Annotated in this window: 28 protein-coding genes; 11 read left to right on the top strand and 17 right to left on the bottom strand. The window is 42.8% G+C overall.

What is annotated here, in order from left to right:
• Window positions 1-6: 6 nt before the first annotated feature.
• The 5 genes from flaG to fliW all read right to left on the bottom strand — a co-directional run bounded on the left by flaG (window position 7) and on the right by fliW (window position 2,740).
• Complete coding sequence (gene flaG / locus LCM09_RS16460; RefSeq protein ID WP_224884157.1) at window positions 7-354, bottom strand: flagellar protein FlaG; 348 nt, start codon at window positions 352-354, stop codon at window positions 7-9.
• A gap of 51 nt (window positions 355-405) precedes the next feature.
• A complete protein-coding gene (locus tag LCM09_RS16455; RefSeq protein WP_224884155.1) occupies window positions 406-582 on the bottom strand; it encodes a YjfB family protein in 177 nt (58 codons plus the stop codon).
• Window positions 583-648: 66 nt separating this feature from the next.
• Window positions 649-1,914: a flagellin N-terminal helical domain-containing protein gene (locus LCM09_RS16450; protein ID WP_224884153.1), complete on the bottom strand. Its 1,266-nt coding sequence runs from the start codon at window positions 1,912-1,914 to the stop codon at window positions 649-651.
• Window positions 1,915-2,067: 153 nt separating this feature from the next.
• A complete protein-coding gene (gene csrA / locus LCM09_RS16445; RefSeq protein WP_224884151.1) occupies window positions 2,068-2,295 on the bottom strand; it encodes a carbon storage regulator CsrA in 228 nt (75 codons plus the stop codon).
• 1 nt (window position 2,296) lies between these two features.
• On the bottom strand, window positions 2,297-2,740 hold the full coding sequence (gene fliW / locus LCM09_RS16440; protein WP_224884150.1) for a flagellar assembly protein FliW: 444 nt from the start codon (window positions 2,738-2,740) through the stop codon (window positions 2,297-2,299).
• A 114-nt stretch (window positions 2,741-2,854) separates the two neighbouring features.
• On the opposite strand from fliW, the gene LCM09_RS16435 reads away from it, so the two are divergent.
• Genes LCM09_RS16435 through LCM09_RS16420 form a run of 4 tightly spaced genes read left to right on the top strand, consistent with a single transcriptional unit; the run spans window position 2,855 to window position 6,509 of the window.
• Window positions 2,855-4,078 carry an Nramp family divalent metal transporter gene (locus LCM09_RS16435; protein ID WP_224884148.1) on the top strand — a complete coding sequence of 408 codons (1,224 nt, stop codon included), beginning with the start codon at window positions 2,855-2,857 and terminating at the stop codon, window positions 4,076-4,078.
• Window positions 4,079-4,099: 21 nt separating this feature from the next.
• Window positions 4,100-4,822, top strand: coding sequence for a 5-oxoprolinase subunit PxpB (pxpB, locus tag LCM09_RS16430; RefSeq protein WP_224884146.1), 723 nt, complete (start codon window positions 4,100-4,102; stop codon window positions 4,820-4,822).
• The gene (locus tag LCM09_RS16425) at window positions 4,819-5,586 is read left to right on the top strand and encodes a LamB/YcsF family protein (RefSeq protein WP_224884144.1); all 768 of its coding nucleotides are present in this window, start codon (window positions 4,819-4,821) and stop codon (window positions 5,584-5,586) included. Before pxpB ends, LCM09_RS16425 begins: the two co-directional genes overlap by 4 nt.
• Complete coding sequence (locus LCM09_RS16420) at window positions 5,583-6,509, top strand: 5-oxoprolinase subunit C family protein (protein ID WP_224884142.1); 927 nt, start codon at window positions 5,583-5,585, stop codon at window positions 6,507-6,509. Before LCM09_RS16425 ends, LCM09_RS16420 begins: the two co-directional genes overlap by 4 nt.
• Here LCM09_RS16420 and LCM09_RS16415 read toward each other — a convergent pair.
• Entirely contained in the window at window positions 6,481-6,771 is a 291-nt protein-coding gene (locus tag LCM09_RS16415; protein ID WP_224884141.1) for a hypothetical protein, read from the bottom strand. The two genes, LCM09_RS16420 and LCM09_RS16415, sit on opposite strands and share 29 nt — an antisense overlap.
• Window positions 6,772-6,917: 146 nt before the next feature.
• Here LCM09_RS16415 and LCM09_RS16410 point away from each other — a divergent pair, with 146 nt between their 5' ends.
• Complete coding sequence (locus LCM09_RS16410; RefSeq protein WP_224884139.1) at window positions 6,918-7,427, top strand: GNAT family N-acetyltransferase; 510 nt, start codon at window positions 6,918-6,920, stop codon at window positions 7,425-7,427.
• A 30-nt stretch (window positions 7,428-7,457) separates the two neighbouring features.
• Here LCM09_RS16410 and LCM09_RS16405 read toward each other — a convergent pair whose 3' ends face one another.
• Entirely contained in the window at window positions 7,458-7,751 is a 294-nt protein-coding gene (locus tag LCM09_RS16405) for a YwdI family protein (protein WP_224884137.1), read from the bottom strand.
• A gap of 100 nt (window positions 7,752-7,851) precedes the next feature.
• On the opposite strand from LCM09_RS16405, the gene LCM09_RS16400 reads away from it, so the two are divergent.
• Entirely contained in the window at window positions 7,852-8,400 is a 549-nt protein-coding gene (locus tag LCM09_RS16400; protein ID WP_224884135.1) for a beta-class carbonic anhydrase, read from the top strand.
• 42 nt (window positions 8,401-8,442) lie between these two features.
• Here LCM09_RS16400 and LCM09_RS16395 read toward each other — a convergent pair whose 3' ends face one another.
• Window positions 8,443-8,967, bottom strand: a complete 525-nt coding sequence (locus LCM09_RS16395) for a type 1 glutamine amidotransferase domain-containing protein (RefSeq protein ID WP_224884133.1) — start codon at window positions 8,965-8,967, stop codon at window positions 8,443-8,445.
• A gap of 235 nt (window positions 8,968-9,202) precedes the next feature.
• Here LCM09_RS16395 and LCM09_RS16390 point away from each other — a divergent pair, with 235 nt between their 5' ends.
• A complete protein-coding gene (locus tag LCM09_RS16390; RefSeq protein WP_224884131.1) occupies window positions 9,203-10,030 on the top strand; it encodes a TerC family protein in 828 nt (275 codons plus the stop codon).
• A gap of 37 nt (window positions 10,031-10,067) precedes the next feature.
• On the opposite strand, the gene LCM09_RS16385 is transcribed toward LCM09_RS16390, so the two are convergent.
• A complete protein-coding gene (locus LCM09_RS16385) occupies window positions 10,068-10,445 on the bottom strand; it encodes a DUF1499 domain-containing protein (RefSeq protein WP_224884129.1) in 378 nt (125 codons plus the stop codon).
• 167 nt (window positions 10,446-10,612) lie between these two features.
• Here LCM09_RS16385 and LCM09_RS16380 point away from each other — a divergent pair, with 167 nt between their 5' ends.
• Window positions 10,613-10,960 (top strand): YflT domain-containing protein, encoded by a 348-nt coding sequence (locus tag LCM09_RS16380; protein ID WP_224884127.1) that lies wholly within the window; start codon window positions 10,613-10,615, stop codon window positions 10,958-10,960.
• 212 nt (window positions 10,961-11,172) lie between these two features.
• Complete coding sequence (locus LCM09_RS16375; RefSeq protein WP_224884125.1) at window positions 11,173-11,364, top strand: hypothetical protein; 192 nt, start codon at window positions 11,173-11,175, stop codon at window positions 11,362-11,364.
• A 65-nt stretch (window positions 11,365-11,429) separates the two neighbouring features.
• Here the strand turns inward: LCM09_RS16375 and fumC are convergent, their stop codons facing one another.
• The 6 genes from fumC to LCM09_RS16345 form a co-directional block, all read right to left on the bottom strand.
• A complete protein-coding gene (gene fumC, locus LCM09_RS16370) occupies window positions 11,430-12,815 on the bottom strand; it encodes a class II fumarate hydratase (protein ID WP_224884123.1) in 1,386 nt (461 codons plus the stop codon).
• A 163-nt stretch (window positions 12,816-12,978) separates the two neighbouring features.
• Complete coding sequence (locus LCM09_RS16365; RefSeq protein WP_224884408.1) at window positions 12,979-14,904, bottom strand: TRAP transporter permease; 1,926 nt, start codon at window positions 14,902-14,904, stop codon at window positions 12,979-12,981.
• 70 nt (window positions 14,905-14,974) lie between these two features.
• Complete coding sequence (locus LCM09_RS16360; protein WP_224884121.1) at window positions 14,975-15,505, bottom strand: DUF1850 domain-containing protein; 531 nt, start codon at window positions 15,503-15,505, stop codon at window positions 14,975-14,977.
• 68 nt (window positions 15,506-15,573) lie between these two features.
• Window positions 15,574-16,551, bottom strand: coding sequence for a TAXI family TRAP transporter solute-binding subunit (locus LCM09_RS16355; RefSeq protein ID WP_224884119.1), 978 nt, complete (start codon window positions 16,549-16,551; stop codon window positions 15,574-15,576).
• Between the two features lie 149 nt (window positions 16,552-16,700).
• On the bottom strand, window positions 16,701-17,072 hold the full coding sequence (locus tag LCM09_RS16350) for an SLAP domain-containing protein (protein WP_224884117.1): 372 nt from the start codon (window positions 17,070-17,072) through the stop codon (window positions 16,701-16,703).
• A complete protein-coding gene (locus LCM09_RS16345) occupies window positions 17,056-18,120 on the bottom strand; it encodes an FUSC family protein (RefSeq protein WP_224884115.1) in 1,065 nt (354 codons plus the stop codon). The genes LCM09_RS16350 and LCM09_RS16345 overlap by 17 nt, the downstream gene beginning before the upstream one ends.
• A 100-nt stretch (window positions 18,121-18,220) precedes the next feature.
• On the opposite strand from LCM09_RS16345, the gene LCM09_RS16340 reads away from it, so the two are divergent.
• Both LCM09_RS16340 and LCM09_RS16335 read left to right on the top strand, forming a co-directional pair.
• Window positions 18,221-18,853 carry a DUF429 domain-containing protein gene (locus LCM09_RS16340; protein WP_224884114.1) on the top strand — a complete coding sequence of 211 codons (633 nt, stop codon included), beginning with the start codon at window positions 18,221-18,223 and terminating at the stop codon, window positions 18,851-18,853.
• Window positions 18,854-18,957: 104 nt separating this feature from the next.
• Window positions 18,958-19,245 carry a hypothetical protein gene (locus LCM09_RS16335; protein ID WP_224884112.1) on the top strand — a complete coding sequence of 96 codons (288 nt, stop codon included), beginning with the start codon at window positions 18,958-18,960 and terminating at the stop codon, window positions 19,243-19,245.
• Between the two features lie 41 nt (window positions 19,246-19,286).
• On the opposite strand, the gene blaOXA is transcribed toward LCM09_RS16335, so the two are convergent.
• Both blaOXA and LCM09_RS16325 read right to left on the bottom strand, forming a co-directional pair.
• Complete coding sequence (gene blaOXA, locus LCM09_RS16330) at window positions 19,287-20,105, bottom strand: class D beta-lactamase (protein WP_224884110.1); 819 nt, start codon at window positions 20,103-20,105, stop codon at window positions 19,287-19,289.
• Between the two features lie 125 nt (window positions 20,106-20,230).
• Window positions 20,231-20,428: a hypothetical protein gene (locus LCM09_RS16325; RefSeq protein ID WP_224884108.1), complete on the bottom strand. Its 198-nt coding sequence runs from the start codon at window positions 20,426-20,428 to the stop codon at window positions 20,231-20,233.
• Between the last annotated feature and the right edge of the window lie 51 nt (window positions 20,429-20,479).

Below are 20,479 nucleotides of genomic sequence, written 5' to 3'. Positions count from 1 at the left end.
AAGACTCTATATTTTTTGATCCACCATAAAACCAAGTAGTTCAGCAGTTGCTGCATACCGATCGAGAAAATCCTTCGACGGAATCTCTCTGATCACTTCATCACTCGTGCTATCTACAATCTGAACATAGAACTCATTCAACTTATCGTGCAGCTGAAATTTAAGGTTCGTTTTCACTGGCATGATAAAATCATTCAGCTGATCGATCTGTTGAACGACCTGTTCTTTTGTGTGAACCTTATCTTTCTGTTCCTTCTTCTCTTCTTTTAATTCCTTTACTTCTTTACCTTCAACGGGCTGTTGAACTTGCTTCCCTATACCAGGTAGTTGATTTGAAATTGTCTTTATTTCCATGGTCCGATCCCCTTCAATAAGAGTTACGTAAAACCCGACCTCTAATGAGATTTATTTCTTAATATCGATTGAGCCACCAAGATGCGGTTGTGCGGCTTGCTCCATCATCTTCACGAGGCTGTTAGAATTCTCCTGAGCTTGGTTCATAGCGGTTTTTGTTAAGGACACACTAACCTGCTGCTGAACCTTTGCTTGATTCAACACCATTGAAAGCGCAGCAATATCCATAATAAGTCACTCCCTTCAAAGAAAAAGGCCTTAGATGAGAGATCTAAGACCTTTCGTTAAGCTAAATTAACGAAGAAGTTGAAGTACTTGCTGTGGATTCTGGTTAGCCTGTGCAAGCATCGCTTGAGCTGCCTGAGACTTGATGTTTTCTTTCGTCATTTGCATCATTTCTTTTGCCATGTCTACGTCTCGGATGCGTGATTCAGCCGCTGTTAGGTTTTCAGAAGAAGCGTTTAGGTTGTTGATAGTGTGTTCAAGGCGGTTTTGATTAGCACCTAACTTTGAGCGCTCTGTAGATACTGTATCGATTGCATTATTTATAGTAGTTATAGCTTTACCCGCTGCGTCTTGAGTGGAAATATCTATCCCTTTTACACTGACGTCAGAAGTTAATGCTGCATTTGTCGCAAGTACATTCGTCCCATCAGTATTCAAGTAGCCTGTAGAACCATCATGAGTTGCTACGACTTGTCCATTACTATCTAATAAATCATTATTTTTCACTGTGTAATTTCCTGCTTCTAGACCATTATTTGTAATTTTAGCTGTGCCAGTTGAGGTCCCACCAGTGTCTACTACGACTTCTCCTGAAGTAACAGCTTCATCAAAAACAAGCGTTTCGTCACCAGCTGCACCACCACTATTTTCACCATCTCCAACATAGGTAAGCCCATCAGTACTTGTTGCCACTACGCTCCCTGCACCATTCACTAATTCGTAATTTCCACCATTTTCATTAACCGTGTAATTACCATTTACAATACTATTAGCCACCGTACCATCACTTCCAGTGTACGTGCCAGATGCAGTTAAAGAAATATCATCTGCAACACCTAAAGCAGTGCCTCTCATATCTCCAACTGAAATACTTAAGTTTTGATTTTCATTAGCACCGATTTGAAGCTTGCTTGAAAAATCACCTTTTAGTAAATTCTGTGTATTAAATTGTGTCGTTTCACCAATTCTAGAAATTTCTTGAGATAGTTGGTTGATTTCTTCTTGAATCTGCTTTCTATCAGAGTCTGTAGAAGTACCGTTTGAAGATTGTACTGCCAACTCACGCATACGTTGCAAAATAGATTGTGTTTCACCTAATGCACCTTCAGCAGTTTGGATAAGTGAAATTCCATCCTGAGCGTTTCGGCTAGCTTGGTCCAATCCACGAATTTGACCACGCATTTTTTCAGAGATTGCTAAACCAGCTGCATCATCTGCTGCTTTGTTAATTCTTAGTCCAGAAGATAGCTTTTCCATGGCATTACTTGCTGCCCCTTGGTTAACACCCATCTGTCTGTACGTGTTCATAGCACTAATATTATGGTTAATTCTCATTCTAAATTACCTCCGTGTAATGTGTTTTCTAGAAAGTCCACATCCGTTTGGACTTCCTGATATTTTCATTATCGGCTGGAAATTTCAGTTGTTTATAGTTTTTTGAAAAATAAATTAAAAAGAACCGCTATGTGCTTAATAGCGGTTCTTTGCCTAGCGGTTCAATTGGAAACCTTTTAATTCGTTTAGACTGATTTCTTGTGAGGATGCTAGCTTATTCTCCTCTTGAATCTCTACGTACACTTCTTTTCTATGTATGCTGATGTTTTTCGGAGCCTCCACCCCAAGCTTTACCGTATCGCCTTCAATACTGATGACCTTTAATTCGATCTCATCATTAATGATGATCGACTGATCTTTTTTCCGTCCGAGTACAAGCATCTTATCTGCCTCCCTCTACCGCACTCACCAATGGCGCTTTAATTTGAAAATCCTTACTGAGTACGATTTGCTTCCCTTTTCCGCTCGAAAGATTAAGGATGATTGGGGCTTTTAAATTCATCGTTGCATCTTGTAATGATCCTTGAACGGTGAGAACGGAAAGTACCATCGCGTCCCTTGGCTCTTCGATTGATAACTCTTTCAGTAAGTTTTCTTCCAGATGTATTTCATAGTCCGGGTAGAAGGAAAATGAATCAGCTAGTATAAAGCACAAACTGCTTTCCTCCGTTGATTGCAAAAAGAAAAACGGCGACTCATTCTCTTCATCAGCGGGTAATAGACAATATGTCGTGTATTGTTCAAGTCCGGGGATTCCGTTCGTAAATGTGATGAGGCTCTCTTCATTCACTTCTAGTTCACCGAAGCGGGTCGTGAGGATTTTCATAGAAAAAACTCCTTTATCTGTAAAAGTCTATCCTCATTATAAGTCTTTTGTCGTCTTTTAACAGGTTGAATTTGTTGAAAATTTTAAAATTCGATACACTTAAAGGAGGAGCTTATGAGCGATCAAAACACGTTTCTAAAGAAACTTAAAAGCGTAGGACCTGGGGCTATCGTTGCCGCTGCTTTCATCGGACCTGGAACCGTCACGACCGCGACGCAGGCAGGGGCTGGATTTGGATTTGCGTTGATGTGGGCACTCGTCTTTTCGATACTTGCGACGATTACGCTACATGAAATGTCAGCACGTCTTGGTATCACTGCTAGAATGCAGCTTGGTGAAGCAATGAGAAAACAGTTCAGCAATCCGGTTATGAAAGGGCTCAGTATCATTCTTGTCCTTGCCGCGATTGGGGTTGGAACGGCCGCATACGAAACAGGTAACATTCTCGGCGGTGCGCTTGGACTTGCTACGATGACAGGCATATCCGTAAACATTTGGGGTCCAGTCATCGGAATTACAGCAGCACTGCTTCTATACTCAGGAAACTACAAAGCGATTGAAAAAGTTTTTGTTGTTCTCGTCCTCGTCATGAGCGTTTGCTTTGTAGCTACTGCAATCGTGATTAAGCCTGATCTTGGCGCAATGCTTAAAGGCGCATTTGTCCCAACGTTTCCTAGTGGTGGTACGTTATTTGCGATCGCTTTAATTGGAACTACGGTCGTACCGTATAATATCTTTCTTCATTCTTCTACTGTCCAGGAACACTGGCGAGGAAAAGAGGGGTTAAAAGAAAGTCGATTCGATACTGTTTTCTCGATTATCGTAGGAGGATTGATCTCACTTGCGATCGTCGTATCAGCGGCCGTTGCCTTTCCACTCGGTACAAACATTACGGATGCTTCTGAGATGGCCATTCAGTTAGAACCTCTCCTTGGTTCATGGGCGAAAATCTTTTTTGCGATCGGATTATTATCAGCTGGGATCACATCATCTATCTCTGCCCCGCTTGCAGCGGCTTACGCGATCAGTGGTGTGTTCGGATGGTCGATGGACATGAAGGCAACAAAGTTCCGTGTGATCTGGGGGGCCGTTATTTTAATCGGAATCGTCGGATCAGCTCTCGGCATGAGCCCTACTACGGTCATTTTGTTTGCACAGTATGCAAACGGCTTGATGCTTCCGATCATCTCGATTTTCTTGCTATATGTTATGAACAACAAAGAGCTACTTGGCGAATACGTTAATCGCACACTATCCAATATTCTAGGTGGGATCGTCCTACTTGTCACACTCGTTCTTGCGCTTCATTCACTCGGAATACTAGAACTGTTCCTGTAATTATGAAAGGAGTCGATTTCTATGAACATCACCTTCCACCCGCTCGGGGAAGCTGCAGTAAAGCTTTCCTACAATGAAGAAGTATCACCCTCTCTTACGAGTCGGATTCAGGCTTTTTGCCGTGAGCTTGCATCCATAAACATAGACGGGATTACAGAATGGGTGCCTGCTTACGATTCCGTTACTGTTTACTACGAACCGTGGACGCACACGTATGCTGAGCTTACTGAAATACTAGAAGATATCACAGCTGTTGCGATAGAGGAATCACATAAGAAAATGATTGTGACCATTCCAACGCTATATGGGGGTGAATACGGACCAGACCTTGAAGATCTTGCAAAACAAAAAAGGATGCAGCATGAGGACATCATAAAGATACATACAAACGAAGACTATCTCGTAAACATGATTGGCTTTTTACCTGGTTTTCCATATCTCAGCGGTCTGGATGAACGAATCGCGGCACCTCGTCTTGATAATCCAAGGCAGAAGGTTCCTGCTGGATCGGTTGGAATCGCTGAAGCGCAGACTGGCGTTTACCCTCTTGAATCTCCTGGGGGATGGAACATTATCGGTCGTACGCCACTCCAACTGTTTCAGCCCGAAAAAGATGAATCATTTTTACTAAATCAAGGAGATTATCTTCGTTTTCGATCGGTTACGGAGGAAGAATTTGAGCATATTTTAGAGGAAGTTGAAAAAGGTTCATATGAGGTGCAACGTGAGGAGGTATCGATGTGACAACAATAATCGATCTTAACTGTGATCTTGGTGAAAGCTTTGGTGCGTATTCAATTGGACAGGACGAAAAAGTACTTGAGCTTGTTTCATCAGCAAACGTAGCGTGTGGTTTTCATGCAGGTGACCCACGCATCATGAACAGGACAGTCAAATGGGCAAAAGAGCATCACGTAGGCATTGGTGCTCATCCTGGTTTTCCTGACCTAACTGGATTTGGGAGAAGAAAAATGATCATCTCACCTGAAGAAGCTTATACGCTTGTGCTTTATCAGATCGGTGCACTGCATGCGTTTTGCAGTGCTCACGAAGTTGAGCTACAGCACGTTAAGCCTCATGGCGCGCTTTATAACATGGCATCGAAGGACGCGGAGCTTGCAAACGCAATCGCGCAAGCTGTGAAGGACTTTGATTCAGAGTTGATTTTGTTCGGCCTTGCGAATTCTGAGCTTATTCAAGCTGCGAAACTCGCTGGCGTTCGGTATGCTTCTGAAGTGTTTGCTGACCGTACATATCAGCCTGATGGAACCCTTACTCCACGAACGGAAAAACATGCGATAATAACGGATGAGAATGCCGCGATCGATCAAGTGATCTCGATGATTAAACACGGCACTGTGACAGCGGTGGATGGATCAGAAATCGCGATCGAAGCAGATACAGTATGTGTTCACGGCGATGAGCCTTCAGCGCTCGCCTTTATTCAATCATTAAGAAAAAGATTTAAAGCAGAAAATATCACGATGGAAAGGATCGGAAACCGTTGAAGTTATTTTCAGTAGAAAAACCAGGCGTATATACAACATTTCAAGATCTTGGAAGAACAGGCTATTTAAAGTACGGAGTTCCTGCTTCAGGTGCACTCGACCGCTTTGCACTTCAGGTAGGGAACATCCTTGTTGGTAATCAAAGGAATACTGTAGGACTAGAAATAACGATGCAGGGGCCAGAGCTCGTGGCAGAAGTCGACTGTGTTATTGCGATTACAGGTGCAGATTTATCTCCAATGATCAACGGTGAACGTATTCATATGTGGAAGTCTCAGACAATAAGAAAAGGACAAGTTCTTGAATTTGGTCGACCTAACGTTGGGGTCCGTGCGTATTTAACCGTAAATGGTGGCTTTGAAGCAGAAGAATACATGGGGAGCAAGTCGGTTTATGAACCTGCAGGTCTTGGACGGAAGTTAGAAGCTGGAGATGAGCTAAATGGTAATCCTCAAAATCAAATAACAGGAATCGGGCTCTTCCATACCGAGATTCCTGCATATGGGCGCGAGGTTGAAGTTCGCGTTATAAAAGGACCTCACGATCACAAGCTTAGCTCTGACGTGTTAGAGCAATTCTTTACGACTCCTCACGAGGTGTCCCCTCAATCGAATCGAATGGGATACCGTTTAGTGAGCGACGGAATCAAAACAGATCATGAAGGCGATATTATATCTGATGCTGTTCCTCTTGGCGGCATCCAGTTGCCAGCAAACGGGGAGCCGATCATTCTCCTTGCTGATCGTCAAACAACAGGAGGTTACACTCGTATCGGCACCGTGATCGGCCCAGACCTTCCACTGATTGCTCAAATGCCACCAGGCGGTACGATTCGTTTCAAGGAAATTAGTGTTGAAGAAGCTCAGGAGCTCGCCATCGATCAGGAACGAATCTTTAGGATATGGGAAAGGATTGTTCGTTAGCGCCAAGGTAACTGTGAAGCTCATCGATCACAAGCTCACCTTGATCTAGCTCTGCCATTTGGAGACGATAGTGATCGCCTTCAACCTCCGCCTGGAAATTATAGAAGCCTTTGTTATTTAAATAGTCGCTTACATCTTGAATGTTTTCTTGCTGAGAGACCAAAATTTTATTGCCGATATAATTATCATTCACATACACATTGTAGCTCTCGTGTCCGTTATTTATAGAATCATCCGAAGAATATGGATATAGATCCGGCATTCTGTCTCCCTCCTTTCTTTGGGATTACTATAAATTTGTCCCGTCAGACTTTTTTTATGTTGGAAAACTTTCACTAAGCGCTGCATCCACTGCACGAATTATATTGCTTAGGCACGAGAAAGCTGGCTATGAAAGGAGGAAATCGCTTGATTGAATTACGTGAAGAGGCAGCGAGTGAAGATGAGGAAATTGATGACATCGTAAGAAGAGCTTTCGATGGGGAAGACGAAGTTTCTTTGATTCACCGCATTAGAAAATCACCGAATTACATTCCAGAATTATCTCTTATCGCTCTACATAATCAGAGCACGCCTGTCGGTTACATCATGTTTAGTAAGATAACCATCGAGACTGACGACGAGACACTTCCATCACTTGCTCTCGCACCCGTTTCTGTCGTTCCAGAGTTACAAAACGAAGGAATTGGCAGCATGATGATAAGAGATGGACTTATGAGGGCGACTGCACTTGGCTATCGTCACGTTGTGGTGCTTGGTGACAACCGTTATTATTCAAGATTTGGTTTTGTACCAGCTTCTGAAAAAAATGTTACAGGTCCATTTGATGATGCAGGAGATGCGTTCATGGTAAAAGAACTAAAGAAAGACGCGCTAAAGAAGGGGCACGTTCGCTATCCCACTTCCTTTGGCATATAAAAAAACGCATGTCCCATGGGACATACGCTTTCAGAAATCAAAGATCGAATCTTCATTCGCATCATCATCTTCCATTGGCTTTGATGGGGATGAGATCGGCGTTGGCTGCACTGGAGCCGAGTAGGCTGGTTGCTTTGGAGAATGTTTGGGGCTAGGCTTCACACCTTCTGAAGCCTGCAGCAACATATCGCAATACGTTTTAATCGCGATCAAATCTTCTCGAATGCCATTGACATCGGCATCATTTTCTTCAACATTATAAGTAAGCTGCTTCATTTTGCTATTCATCTGTTGAACTAGCTGTTCAATAGGGATATCCTTCATTTATGCATACTCCTTTTTCGTTAAGAAGGGATTTCGTGCTTTTAGTGTACCAGAACAAATGGGAAATGAAAAAATTATCAATGTAGGAGGAGTTTATCTAATGGAAACATTAAGTGACATTCTAGAATTTAATGAGAAATTTGTTGAGAACAAGGATTATGAACCATACATAACTTCAGGTCTTCCTGAAAAACGCATGGTAATCCTCTCTTGTATGGATACTCGTTTAGTCGAGTTGCTTCCACGTGCGATGAACTTAAAAAACGGCGATGTTAAGATGGTTAAAAACGCAGGGGCTTTCGTCACAGATCCGTTTGACACTGTTGTACGCTCTATCCTTGTAGGAGTTTACGAACTTCAGGCTGACGCTGTTCTCGTTATTGGACATCATGATTGCGGAATGGGGAAAGTTGATCCTTCCAAACTTCGTGAAAAAATGGCGAGCAACGTTTCGAAAGAAGTCGTTTCAACACTCGAACATGCTGGGATCGATATCGAGGATTGGCTCCAAGGTTTTTCGACCGTTCAGGATGGCGTTCGCCAAAGTGTCGCTACCATCAAAAATCATCCTCTTCTACCAGAAGGCACGCCCGTTCACGGATTGGTGATCGATCCAAAGACTGGAAAGCTAGATCTTGTAGAAGAATAACCTTTCATAAGAAAAAGCTCACTCGATCGAGTGAGCTTTTTCTTATTGTGATGCCAATAGATCTGCGAATGCTTTCCCATAAGGCGGTAGGTCTGGCGGACGTCTTGCTGACACAAGATGACCATCAACAACAACCGGTTCATCGATCCACGTTGCACCTGCATTCTCCATGTCGTCACGAATACCAGGTGTACTCGTTACTTTTTTCCCTTCTAGAATACGTGCTGAGATCAACACCCAACCTGCATGACAAATCTGGCCAATCGGCTTCTTGTTCTCTTCCATATGTTTCACCATATTTATTACCTCAGGGAAACGACGAATCTTATCAGGCGCCCAACCACCAGGCACGAGAATCGCATCGTAGTCTCTAGGGTTGATGTCGCCGTACGCATAATCGGAAACGACAGGAACGCCGTACTTTCCGATATACTTCTCTCCTGCTTTTTCACCTACATAATGAACGGTCGCACCTTCTTCGATCAAGCGGTAGTAAGGATACGTTAACTCAAGGTCCTCAAATTCATGATGAACGAGACTAATTACTTTTTTATTAGATAAACGCATGCTTTCACCTCCGTCTTTTACGATAACCCATTTTGCGTTTATTTCAAAACGTCTGGTTTCTTGGAAATAAATGAGGGTATTAAAAAGATAATGTAAGCATTCCCTCAAAGCGTATTTTTTACCATGCTTCGTACATACCTTTAGGAATGTGGTTAGAGAGATATGGACAAACCTAATGGCCATAGTAAGGTCTTAGGAATTGGGAAGACTATATAGCATTAAAGGAGAGATAATCATGGATGCTGGTCTACTACTTGAATACGCATGGGTACTTCTTGTCCTGATTGGACTCGAAGGCATACTCGCAGCAGATAACGCTCTTGTTATGGCCATTATGGTCAAGCATCTTGAACCAAAAAAACGCAAAAAAGCGCTATTTTATGGTCTTGGTGGTGCTTTTGTTTTCCGTTTTGGTTCACTCTTCATCATTTCCTTCTTAGTTGATATTTGGCAGGTACAGGCGATTGGTGCTCTCTACCTTTTATTCTTAAGTATTAATCACGTCGTGAAGAAATTCATGTTGAGTGACGATAAGAAAAAAACCAAAAAAGAGAAAAAGCCAAGCAGTGAAGGCTCAGGATTCTGGACAACCGTATTGAAAGTTGAGTTAGCAGATATTGCGTTTGCAGTCGATTCCATTCTGGCTGCAGTTGCGCTCGCACTCACACTGCCCGCAACAAACTTTCCAAAAGTCGGTGGACTCGATGGTGCTCAATTTGCCGTTATCCTTACAGGTGGAATTATCGGTCTGATCATCATGCGTTTTGCAGCGAACTATTTCGTAAAACTGCTTCACCGTAAACCAGGACTTGAAACGGCTGCATTCCTCATCGTTGGTTGGGTCGGTATAAAGCTCGCCGTTTATACTCTCGCTCACCCTAACCTTGGTGTTCTTGAAGAATCCTTTCCAAAAGAACCAGGCTGGAAGATAACATTCTGGGGCGTCCTTGTCGCAATCGCACTAGGAGGATGGTTCTTATCCTCTGAACGAGAAGAGACCGAACGTGAAGATGAGAACGAAGATACGCTAGAAGAAGAAAGTGAAGAAGCGAAGGATTACTAAATACGAAAGAAACAGGTGCCGCCTGGCACCTGTTTCTTTAGTTTAAAAACGCCTCTCTGATTTCTTCCATCCTTTTCTTATTCACGCCCAAATCTGAATAACCAGTACGAGAAGCAGAACGAAAGTGGACTGTTTTTGATTGTTCATCGAGATAGAATTCGATATCGTCTACAAACTTTAGAAGCTTCGAAGTTTCTTCAGCTCTTATGTAGTTTTCCTCTTCCTTCACGATTTTCGTACGTTTTCTGTTCGATAAAATTTCTTTTAGCTTTGCAAGCGCTTCTCCTTCTGTCCCACTATATGAATAAGACTCCATTTTATTTTTCTCATCTGTACTCTGTGTCGACACACAGTTTGGCTTATTTGGACAAGGAGCTAACTTTCCATCTTTCACACCTAATTGCTCTTTACTCATGTCATTCGCCTCCTTTTACCGTCTCCTCTTTGTTATACCCTTTTCGAACGGATTATGCACATCATGTACACATTGAATCTGCACATCCACGAATAAACATACGTTTAATCTTCCCTTCTAGCGTCTATATTACCTATGAAATCAGATATTTAAGGAGGCATTTTGTTATGAGTAGACCATTAGTCCGAGAATATCAGAACGATGAGAAACTAAAGGCTGACATTGAAGAGCTAAGTAACATCGGTGTATCGAAGGACGATATTTATGTCCTCTCTCACGACGATGATCGCACGGAGCGCGTAGCTGACGGCGTTGATGCCAACACGATCGATAGAAAAGAAATGGGCTTAAGCACCCTGAAGAACGTATTTAGCAGAAAAGGTGACGAACTGCGTACCAAGATGAAAGAAATCGGCTTTTCGAAAGAGGAAGCGGAGCGTTATGAATCTGAAATGGACAAAGGGAAGATCTTCATGTTTGTGACAGATACAGATAAGGTAGCACAGTGGAAATAAATGAATGGCGGGGTCAGTCTGGTGACTGACCTCGTTTTTTCTTGTAGTTCCAGGTACGTACCTGGAACGGGCCTGGAACGGGTCTGGCCCCTACCTGACCCCCTCCACAAAAAATTTCTTCAAGATTTAGGACAATTACGGTCTGCCCACTCCTGTCTCTGCATATATTTGTAGGGCAATAAAAAATTCTTCTTTCAAAGGGAGTGCTGATTATGTTGGATCGTACATTGCTTTTCGTAGCTGCTATGATTGCTGGTTTTGCAATGCTTCGATTATCTGAGGCTGATTCTTTCCTATCGAGTCTGAATCCGGTATTCGAAGTTGTTGGATACTTAGCGGCGCTGCTATTTGCACTTGTGTTGATCTACAAAGGCATCAGGGCTGTTCTTCCGTCAAAATCGTAAGCGCTTTCCTGGTTTTGAAAGAGAAAGAAAAAAGCGGGATCATAGGCGATCCCGCTTTTTCGTGCTTATTTAGGTGAAATCATTTCTTCTGGGCGTACGATATCATCGAACTGCTCAGCTGTAAGATGACCACTTTCAAGAGCAGCTTCACGAAGTGTCGTCCCCTCTTGGTGAGCCTTCTTCGCAATTGCCGCGGCATTCTCATACCCGATGTGAGGGTTAAGTGCCGTAACGAGCATCAATGAATTCTTTAAGTATTCACCGATTACTTCCTCATTCGGTTCGATTCCTACTGCACATTTATCGTTGAATGACTTCATACCGTCCGCAAGCAATCTTGCAGATTGAAGGAAGTTATAGATGATGACCGGTTTGAACACGTTAAGTTCAAAGTTACCTTGACTTGCTGAGAAACCGATCGTCGCGTCGTTACCCATAACTTGAGCGGAAACCATCGTAAGTGCTTCACTTTGAGTTGGATTTACTTTACCTGGCATGATGGAACTACCCGGCTCATTTGCTGGGATCGTCACTTCGCCAATACCGCAACGTGGACCACTCGCTAACCAGCGTACATCGTTTGCGATCTTCATTAGATCAGCAGCAAGCGCTTTGAGCGTCCCATGTACGTGGACGATTTCATCATGACTCGTAAGGGCATGGAATTTGTTCAGAGCAGAGCTGAACGTGCGATCAGTCATTTTGCTGATCTCTTCAGCTACCATGTCTCCAAAATCAGGATGAGCGTTAAGTCCCGTACCAACTGCCGTCCCACCAATCGCAAGCTCCTTCATGTACTTCACGCTTTCAAGTAGCATGTTTTCACATTTCACAAGCATGCGATGCCAGCCACTGATTTCCTGTCCAAGCGTAAGTGGCGTTGCATCCTGCAAGTGCGTACGACCGATTTTGATAATGTGATCGAAATCCTGCATCTTTTGATAGAGCGTTTCTTTTAATTCGATCAAATTCGGATAAAGATGATCTTCTACTGCCAATACAGCTGCGACGTGAAGAGCTGTAGGGAATGTATCGTTAGATGATTGTGATTTATTCACATCATCGTTCGGGTGAACAGTAGCGTCACTACCCTTTTCTTTCAATATTTCATTCGCACGAAATGCGATGACTTCGTTCATATTCATATTTGACTGCGTACCGCTTCCTGTTTGCCAAACAACTAGTGGGAAGTGCTCGTTATGTTCTTCGTTGATCACTTCGTTAGCAGCTTGTACGATCGCTTCGGCTTTCTCGTCCTCAAGCTTTCCGAGACGTTGGTTCGCAAGAGCAGCACCCTTTTTTAGAATAGCGAATGCTTTTACAACTTCAGACGGCATCTTTTCGTTGCCGATTTTGAAGTTCTCTTTGCTTCGCTGCGTCTGAGCACCCCACATTTTGTCGCTAGGTACTTTTATTTCTCCGATTGAGTCGCGTTCAATTCTATAGTCCATTGTGATCCTCCTTTAAGTAAAAAACTAACAAGTTTCACTTCCATAAAAAGAAGGCTAATCCTTCTCCCATTTGATGACGACGCTTTCATCATATCATATTTTTTCAGCGTTATCGTACTTTTTACATACAAAAAAGCCGCTCGAATCAGAGCGGCTTTTCTTATTACGCGTTTGCGACTTGCTTTTTATCTTGGTCATCTCTTTTGATAACAAATTGTAGAACGAGTAGTGCGATGAAAAGACCTAGTCCGTAAAGATCAGTTGATCCTTCAGGATAAATCAGCATGATACCAGCTGCTACACCGGCAACCCGTTCGATCGCATACGTTCTTCTGTACCAGTAACCGATCATACCAGCACCGATACTGATCATACCAGTGAGTGATGTGAACAGTACCCAAAGAAGTTCTTGCCACGTTGTATCGATCATCATCAGTTCCGGCGAAAGAACGAAGATGTATGGAATGATAAACGCGGCGATCGCGAGTTTGGCTGAATTGACCCCGGTTCGGAGCGGTTCACCCCCAGACACACCTGCTGCTGCGAAGGCCGCAAGCGCTACTGGTGGTGTAATGTCTGCCACAATACCAAAGTAGAACACAAACATATGAGCTGACAGCTCAGGTACTGAAAGCACGATGAGTGCTGGCGCTGCGATCGTTGACGTGATAACGTAGTTCGCCGTCGTCGGTGATCCCATACCAAGGATGAGTGAGGCGATCATTGTAAAGAACAATGTGAGCAAGATGTTCTCACCTGACAATGACACGAGACTGTTCGCAAGCTTTAACCCAAGTCCTGTTAACGTTACGACGCCTACGATCATACCTGCAGCTGCAGTTGCAGCTGCTACACCTAGCGCAGTTCGTGCACCATTTGCTAGCGCATCGATGAAATCACCGATACCCATTCTTGTTTCCTTATTGATCGCACCTACGATGATCGATGTTAGAATCGCATAGAGCGCTGCTCTCGTTACGGACGTTCCTGACATCAAGAAGAAGATAACTGCTGCGATCGGAAGCAAGAGGTAGATTTTCATCAGTACCTGTTTACGATTTGGCATTTCATCTTCTGATAGACCACGTAGTCCGATTCGTTTTGCTTCAAAGTGGGTCATGATCCAAATACCTGTGAAATAAAGAGCTGCTGGGATTGTTGCAGCCTTTGCAATCTCCCAGTACGTGATGCCTCCACCAATAAATTCTACCATTAAGAAGGCGGCGGCACCCATGATCGGTGGCATAAGTTGTCCACCTGTTGAAGCCGCTGCCTCGACCCCACCAGCAAACTCCTTCTTGTAACCGAGACGTTTCATCATCGGAATCGTAAAGGAACCTGAAGTAACAACGTTCGCAACCGAGCTTCCGCTGATTGTTCCCTGTAATGCACTAGAGAAAATCGCAACTTTCGCTGGTCCACCTACTCGTTTCCCAGCAATCACCAGTGCAAGGTCATTGAAATACTGACCAACACCGGTTTTGACGAGAAAAGCTCCAAACAGGAGGAACAGGAAGATAAAGGTTGCCGACACTCCGAGCGGCGTACCGAGTATTCCTTCTGTTGTAAAATACATCGAACGAATAATACGATCGATGCTAAGTCCTCTATGCTGTAAGAACCCAGGCATATAAGGGCCGAGATAAGCATAAAGAAGGAAGATCGATGTAATGATCGTGATTGGCAATCCAACGACACGTCTTGTGGCTTCAAGCACAAGCACGATGGCTAGGAAACCTACGATTAAATCGAGTGTCGTCAAACGCCCAACACGAAAGACAAGCTCTTCGAAGTTTAGTGGCCAGTACATACCGACATAAACACCAACTAGCGCAAGCAGTCCATCATACCAGGCAACTTGAAACCTTCTTTTTTTATCCTTCACTCGCTTCTTTGAAGCAGGAAACAGTAAGAAGATCAGTCCAAGCGCAAAAGCTAAGTGGATTGAACGCTGTAGCTGAGCGGTAAATACTCCAAATATTGCTGTATACAGTTGGAATACAGAGAATCCTACGAGTCCAATAACTGAAATCCATCCCAGCACGCCAGTCAACGTTCGGTGACTCGCTTCAGGATCAAATTTCGCCATTAAGTCCTTCGATTGTTCTTCTGTAAATTCTTCATGTTCTTCATGATCTACTGGTTTATCTTTATCTTTGTCACTCAAGCAAATTAACTCCTTTCATCCACTTCCACAAACTTATTGTACCTGATTCGATATGAAGCCATGAGCCAGGTTCAATAACCTTGCTTAACTTCACTTCTTCATTCTGCACGAGGAGTGTATGATCAGCCACAACCTGACCTGTACGCAAGTCGATCGACGGTAGCTCACGGTTCATGTCTTTAATTTTATAGCCCTCTTCATCCTGAATGAATCGCTCTCCTTCACCTGCATTCGCCGGCATTCCAACTGCAAAGTTTTCATATGAAAGTTCATATTGAATAATAGTGCCGTTTTCTGAAATGTAGTAGGATTCTAGGACTGGCGTGCGGTGAACAGAATGCGTGTAACGTATATCAAAGCTTTCTGGGGCAGAATCGATCGGAACATAGGCTAGAAATTTACCAGTCTTCCCATTCTCAAGACCCATCACCGTAAAAAAGGGATAAGTAAAAACAACCATAATCAGAACGAGCGCCAAACTTGTGTGAAACAGAAATTGTCTGGTTGAGGTTGATAATATCATTGTAAGAAGACGCAGGCTGCTAGCAGCCTGCGTCCATCACATCCTTTTTAAATAGATTATAAAGAAGCTTACTCGCTTTTGATTCCTTTTTCATCGAAATACTTCTTTGCACCTGGGTGAAGGTCGATTCCTACACCATTAAGTGCGCTATCAGCTGTGATGAATTCACCTTTAGCATGTGTAATTTTATCTGCGTTGTCGAAAATAGATTTCGTGATGTTATAAACATACTCTTCATCAAGGTCAGAACGAGCTACAAGCATTGCAAGTACAGCAACGGTTGTCGTATCTTCTTCAAGTCCATAAGTACCGCTCTTAATCGTGTCTTTTGCATAATAAGGGTACTTCTCAATCAGCTTATCGATCATATCTTGCTCGATCGGTAGTACGTTAACAGGCTTCACTGCAGACAGTCCTTCTACCGCACCAGTTGGTGTTCCAGAAGTAATGAATGCTGCGTCGATGTTACCATCCTGGATACCTTCAGTAGACTCATCGAATGCAAGGTGCTGCGCATCGATATCATCCATTGTAATTCCATGAACTTCAAGAACTTGCTCAGCGTTCGCATATGTTCCACTACCAGGTGCTCCAACAGATACCTTCTTGCCTTTAAGGTCTTCGATTGAAGAAATGCCACTTTCCTTCAGTGTAACAACCTGAATTGTTTCAGGATAAAGCGTTCCGATCGCTTGTACATTATCAACCTTACCATCTTCAAACATTAGCTCGCCCTTTGTCGCATAAGCTGCGATATCTGTTTGAGTAAATGCCACGTCAGCATCTCCACTCTGAAGTGTTTGCATGTTTTCTACAGAAGCTCCAGAAGACTGAGCGTTAGCGCTTTCAATGTCAGTGTTTTCTTGAATCGAAGTAGCGATTTCACCACCGAGCGGGAAATATGTACCACCAGTACCACCTGTTAACAGGCTTAATTCTTTAGGTGAACCACTAGCTCCATCGCCACCTCCTGATCCACATGCTCCAAGAACCACTGAAATCGATAATAATGCTACGAACAAACTGAATATTCTTTTCTTCGCCATTCATTTGTCCCCCTTTTTGTAATTTTAGACACATTCCAAAAACAATTGTAACACATTTGTACTGTTTTTGGTACAGGCTTATGGTACAGAAGCCTTGTTCTATACTGTTCTAACACACTACCTCTATTTCCTACTTAAGCATTTCCTTTTTACAAAAAAATTATCTGCCAATCAGCCAAAATGGGGATTTTTTTTAGTGAATTAGAATGAAAAATAAACGTCCACGGCATCGCACATTGAGGTGGAATGATGAGAGACGGGTGTGTAAACTTATTTTCTGCAACCCTTATACCTTTTTCGTAATAGTGAAGGATCCTCTCGTGTAGCTTCCATTCGGATTGATATCCGTTTACGATCAACACTGTAGCAAGGAGATCTCCCCTATGGTTACGTGCAGCTCTAACGGGTGCAAATAACACTGTCTCTTCTTGAATTGGATTGTGCATATAGGTTTGGATAATGAGCTTTCGATCTTTCGAAGAAATCGTCTTCTGCCATTTATGTTCAAATTTCAGCGTCATTGTATGGACTCCTTTTGTAATGACGAAGTTCTTTTTGCTCAAGCATATAAAGATCATCTAGCACATCATTCAATGATAGAAGCTCAAAGATGATGATCATCTTATCGTCAAAGTGATGCCGCGACTTCGACGAGGTTGTTCTCGTATCATCGAGGTCATGGAAAAGCTGATCAAGCTGTTCGATTTTTTCGAGGTGCTCTTCTCTTGTCTGGTTTGTTGGGTTATGAAACGCATTTGAAATCGAGCATCCAGCCTGAATAATCGTGTCATAATCTTTTTCTTCGAAACCTTTCTTCGTGTCGACGTAAAGCATGTTTCCTAAGTGGTAGAGAATTTTCTGCAGATACTCAAGCTTCTTAAGAACGACAGAAAAGCTCCTTACTTCCTGCATGCTGTGGCGTCGATACTTCCACTCTTCTCTTTGGTATTCGATTAACTTATACGTTCGCTCAAGTTCTCGACTTACGCGTTGGTATACAAGGTTTTGTTTCCTTGCATGTGGAAGGTCTCTCATAATCTGATCAAGCAGATCTCCTGCGCTATGGTAAAGTCCTTCGACGCTCTGATTGATCATCGGATGAAATTTAGGCGGCATGACAAAGTAGTTTACAGCGGTTGAAACAAGGATACCAATTAACGTGGTACTCAACCTAATCAGAAAAGTGGTCATATAATCACCTGTCATATCAGGAATCATGGCAACAGCAGTTAATGTTGCAACAAGCATCCCCGAGTCAAGATGGAGCTTGTGGCAGGCGATGAGTGTGAGTGTTGCTGCAAGTGCATATGTAAAAGGAGATTGGTGGAGAAACGAGCCGAAGAGAAGGGCAAAGCCAGCGCCGATCGCAGCTGCTGGAAAACGAACGATTCCCTTTTTTATGGAGTCAGAAGCGGTAGGCTCGACGGTGACAATCGCTGTAATGACAGCAAAAAGTACGGGTAGCCCAAGCGCATCACAAATCCAAGCCGTAATAAATGCGGCTAAACCCGTTTTTAATATCCGTCCGCCTACAAATTTAAATAACTTTTGTTTAAGGTTATTCATCATTAATCAGTCCATTTCTGTACAATCATTATATCGTACACAAGAGTTTACATAAACAAGCTATGCGCTTACTCTTACTTTATCAAGCATAAGGAGGAACGTGATGACACTCTATATTGGCGTCGACCTGTCTGGTCCCTCGAATACGAAAGACACTTCTGTCGCCATCTTTTCTGGAAATCAAGAAGAAATGCATTTTAAGGAATTGATGGAGGGAGCGTCTGACCACGACATCTACAGACGAGTTGAGAACGAACAAGAAGTTATGGTCATCGGAATCGATGCACCCCTCTCTTATCAACCTGGTGGAGGCGATCGCCCTGGAGATCGAGCAATGAGGAATTGCATAAAAGAAGCTGGAATGAAGAGTGGATCGATCATGACACCAACGATGACGCGCATGGTCTATCTCACATTAAGAGGTATCTCATTATCAAGAGGGCTTGCAACGACTTCTGCTAGTATCGTAGAAGTTCACCCTGGAGCAGCAGTTGGGCTTAGATTGTCCGACATCAACTCGGTACTAACCTATAAATTTGACATAGCTGCAAGAAAGGCGATACACACTTTTTTAGAAAATGAGAGAGTCATAGATATTCCAGAACACACGCTTCAATCGACACATTCGTTCGATGCTTGTCTAGCAGCGTATGCGGCATGGAAGTGGCATCATGGAAAAGCTTCATTCTCGTTTCCGCCTGAGCCACCGATTCATCCATTTGAGATCAGTTGTTAAGTCAGGCGGTTACTAAATATTCTCTTAATCTATTTTTTTATGTATAAAAATAGTATCCTCTGGACAAACTAGCAAATAAGTTTAGTTCATATAGAGGAGGAAGTATGATGATCAAGAAAGCGGTGTTTACGATTGCACCATTCGAAACGTATTTAGAAAAGACGCAACACGGTACAGAAGTGTATTACGAGTATGAGAAGTATGAGCTACTGTCAGGATATCACAACGGTGAAAAAGCGTATTTTCTAATCGACTACCACACAGGACTGACTTATCAAGTCGATTATGCAACAGCAGACCAGTTACTCGAGTTGCACAGAAGTGGTAATGAACGTTCACTACTACATGAAATGACGTCAAGAATCACATCCACTGCCAATTCATACACTTAAAAAGGCCCTGCAAACTCGCAGGGCCTTTTGGTATCATCCTTTTACTCTTTGATGAACCCGTATTTATTTAATATATCAGTCGTTATTGCTTTAGCCCTCGATCCAGAGCCATTAATCTGGGTCACGAATACATATGAGTTATCCTCTGTTTCTAAATAACCAACGAACCAACCAAGGCCGAAGTCGGATAAGCGTGTGCCTGTCTTCCCGTGGAGTGTATATGTGTTTTTCTCATCTTGAATCATCATTCTTTTTACTGTTTTCATTGTAGCTTGGTCAAGAGGTAGATTCTCTTTATATAAACGTTCGACAAAGTTTGCTTGTTCCAAAGGCGATATTTTAAGTGTACTATCTAACCAGAATTGATCGATACCTCCACTACTATCACCGTTTCCATATGATAGTTTATCAAGCCACAAGTTCATAGAGTCAGATCCGATATCACGTGCAACTTCCTGGTAATACCAGATTGCGGAATCTCTCATTGCCGATCCGAGCGTATGATCCTGATTCCAACTATCAAACTCTCTTTTAACACCGTCCCATCGCTTAATATCATACTCATCTTCCACCACGCCTACCTGAAGACCTATTAATGCATTAGCAATTTTGAAAGTAGATTCCGGCGTCTCGCGAACTTTTGATAATTTTTCATTATATATGTAGGTTTTTTCTTTCTTAATATCTTTGAAAATAAATGTCCCTTCTCGATCATTGAAAAATTCACTTACATCCATTTTGTTGAGAGTTGGGTTCTTTTTTAATGACTCATTCGCACTAGTTGCCTCTGCAGAATCTCCTTTGATACCTGAGCCTGCGATCATAAAGATAACCACTATACTGAGCAACAACTTTTTCATTAAAAGCACCTCATTTTATTGGATTTAATGTAAGCTTACTCTTTGTATGGTGCCTTGGCATCCTTATAAAGTCCTCTTTAGAGGTAGTAGATTGTACTCTATATTCATCATAAAAACCCCGCGCTTTATTCGTTTCGCAGGGTTTCTTGAAAAACTTTCGGAACGATGTCTCGAATGACCATGTATAAAACACTAATGAAGAATGCTGTAATTGCCATTGCAAATGAAGGAAACACATCCCATTCTCGATCCATGCCCCAGCCACTGAGCATCGCTCCTGAAAACGTGCCTATCATATAGCAAAACGGAATCCACCATTTCATTTTGATATCACCTCAAAGGTGATATACCCAGATTCGTCAATTATTGAACCT

Origin of the sequence: Guptibacillus algicola (assembly GCF_020171805.1) — a bacterium.
In the GTDB taxonomy this organism is placed as follows: domain Bacteria; phylum Bacillota; class Bacilli; order Bacillales; family Guptibacillaceae; genus Guptibacillus; species Guptibacillus algicola.
This window is presented reverse-complemented; position numbering and strand designations above follow the sequence as displayed.

Excerpts from the sequence above, each read along its gene's own strand:
- LCM09_RS16365 (WP_224884408.1), bottom strand. The coding sequence starts at position 14,904 with ATGGCGAAATTTGATCCTGAAGCGAGTCACCGAACGTTGACTGGCGTG.
- csrA (WP_224884151.1), bottom strand. The coding sequence starts at position 2,295 with ATGCTTGTACTCGGACGGAAAAAAGATCAGTCGATCATCATTAATGAT.
- LCM09_RS16400 (WP_224884135.1), top strand. The coding sequence starts at position 7,852 with ATGGAAACATTAAGTGACATTCTAGAATTTAATGAGAAATTTGTTGAG.
- fliW (WP_224884150.1), bottom strand. The coding sequence starts at position 2,740 with ATGAAAATCCTCACGACCCGCTTCGGTGAACTAGAAGTGAATGAAGAG.
- LCM09_RS16385 (WP_224884129.1), bottom strand. The coding sequence starts at position 10,445 with ATGAGTAAAGAGCAATTAGGTGTGAAAGATGGAAAGTTAGCTCCTTGT.
- LCM09_RS16435 (WP_224884148.1), top strand. The coding sequence starts at position 2,855 with ATGAGCGATCAAAACACGTTTCTAAAGAAACTTAAAAGCGTAGGACCT.
- LCM09_RS16455 (WP_224884155.1), bottom strand. The coding sequence starts at position 582 with ATGGATATTGCTGCGCTTTCAATGGTGTTGAATCAAGCAAAGGTTCAG.
- LCM09_RS16360 (WP_224884121.1), bottom strand. The coding sequence starts at position 15,505 with ATGATATTATCAACCTCAACCAGACAATTTCTGTTTCACACAAGTTTG.
- LCM09_RS16390 (WP_224884131.1), top strand. The coding sequence starts at position 9,203 with ATGGATGCTGGTCTACTACTTGAATACGCATGGGTACTTCTTGTCCTG.
- pxpB (WP_224884146.1), top strand. The coding sequence starts at position 4,100 with ATGAACATCACCTTCCACCCGCTCGGGGAAGCTGCAGTAAAGCTTTCC.
- LCM09_RS16375 (WP_224884125.1), top strand. The coding sequence starts at position 11,173 with ATGTTGGATCGTACATTGCTTTTCGTAGCTGCTATGATTGCTGGTTTT.
- LCM09_RS16335 (WP_224884112.1), top strand. The coding sequence starts at position 18,958 with ATGATGATCAAGAAAGCGGTGTTTACGATTGCACCATTCGAAACGTAT.
- blaOXA (WP_224884110.1), bottom strand. The coding sequence starts at position 20,105 with ATGAAAAAGTTGTTGCTCAGTATAGTGGTTATCTTTATGATCGCAGGC.
- LCM09_RS16415 (WP_224884141.1), bottom strand. The coding sequence starts at position 6,771 with ATGCCGGATCTATATCCATATTCTTCGGATGATTCTATAAATAACGGA.
- LCM09_RS16395 (WP_224884133.1), bottom strand. The coding sequence starts at position 8,967 with ATGCGTTTATCTAATAAAAAAGTAATTAGTCTCGTTCATCATGAATTT.
- LCM09_RS16340 (WP_224884114.1), top strand. The coding sequence starts at position 18,221 with ATGACACTCTATATTGGCGTCGACCTGTCTGGTCCCTCGAATACGAAA.
- LCM09_RS16325 (WP_224884108.1), bottom strand. The coding sequence starts at position 20,428 with ATGAAATGGTGGATTCCGTTTTGCTATATGATAGGCACGTTTTCAGGA.
- fumC (WP_224884123.1), bottom strand. The coding sequence starts at position 12,815 with ATGGACTATAGAATTGAACGCGACTCAATCGGAGAAATAAAAGTACCT.
- LCM09_RS16350 (WP_224884117.1), bottom strand. The coding sequence starts at position 17,072 with ATGACGCTGAAATTTGAACATAAATGGCAGAAGACGATTTCTTCGAAA.
- LCM09_RS16345 (WP_224884115.1), bottom strand. The coding sequence starts at position 18,120 with ATGATGAATAACCTTAAACAAAAGTTATTTAAATTTGTAGGCGGACGG.
- LCM09_RS16355 (WP_224884119.1), bottom strand. The coding sequence starts at position 16,551 with ATGGCGAAGAAAAGAATATTCAGTTTGTTCGTAGCATTATTATCGATT.
- flaG (WP_224884157.1), bottom strand. The coding sequence starts at position 354 with ATGGAAATAAAGACAATTTCAAATCAACTACCTGGTATAGGGAAGCAA.
- LCM09_RS16405 (WP_224884137.1), bottom strand. The coding sequence starts at position 7,751 with ATGAAGGATATCCCTATTGAACAGCTAGTTCAACAGATGAATAGCAAA.
- LCM09_RS16450 (WP_224884153.1), bottom strand. The coding sequence starts at position 1,914 with ATGAGAATTAACCATAATATTAGTGCTATGAACACGTACAGACAGATG.
- LCM09_RS16380 (WP_224884127.1), top strand. The coding sequence starts at position 10,613 with ATGAGTAGACCATTAGTCCGAGAATATCAGAACGATGAGAAACTAAAG.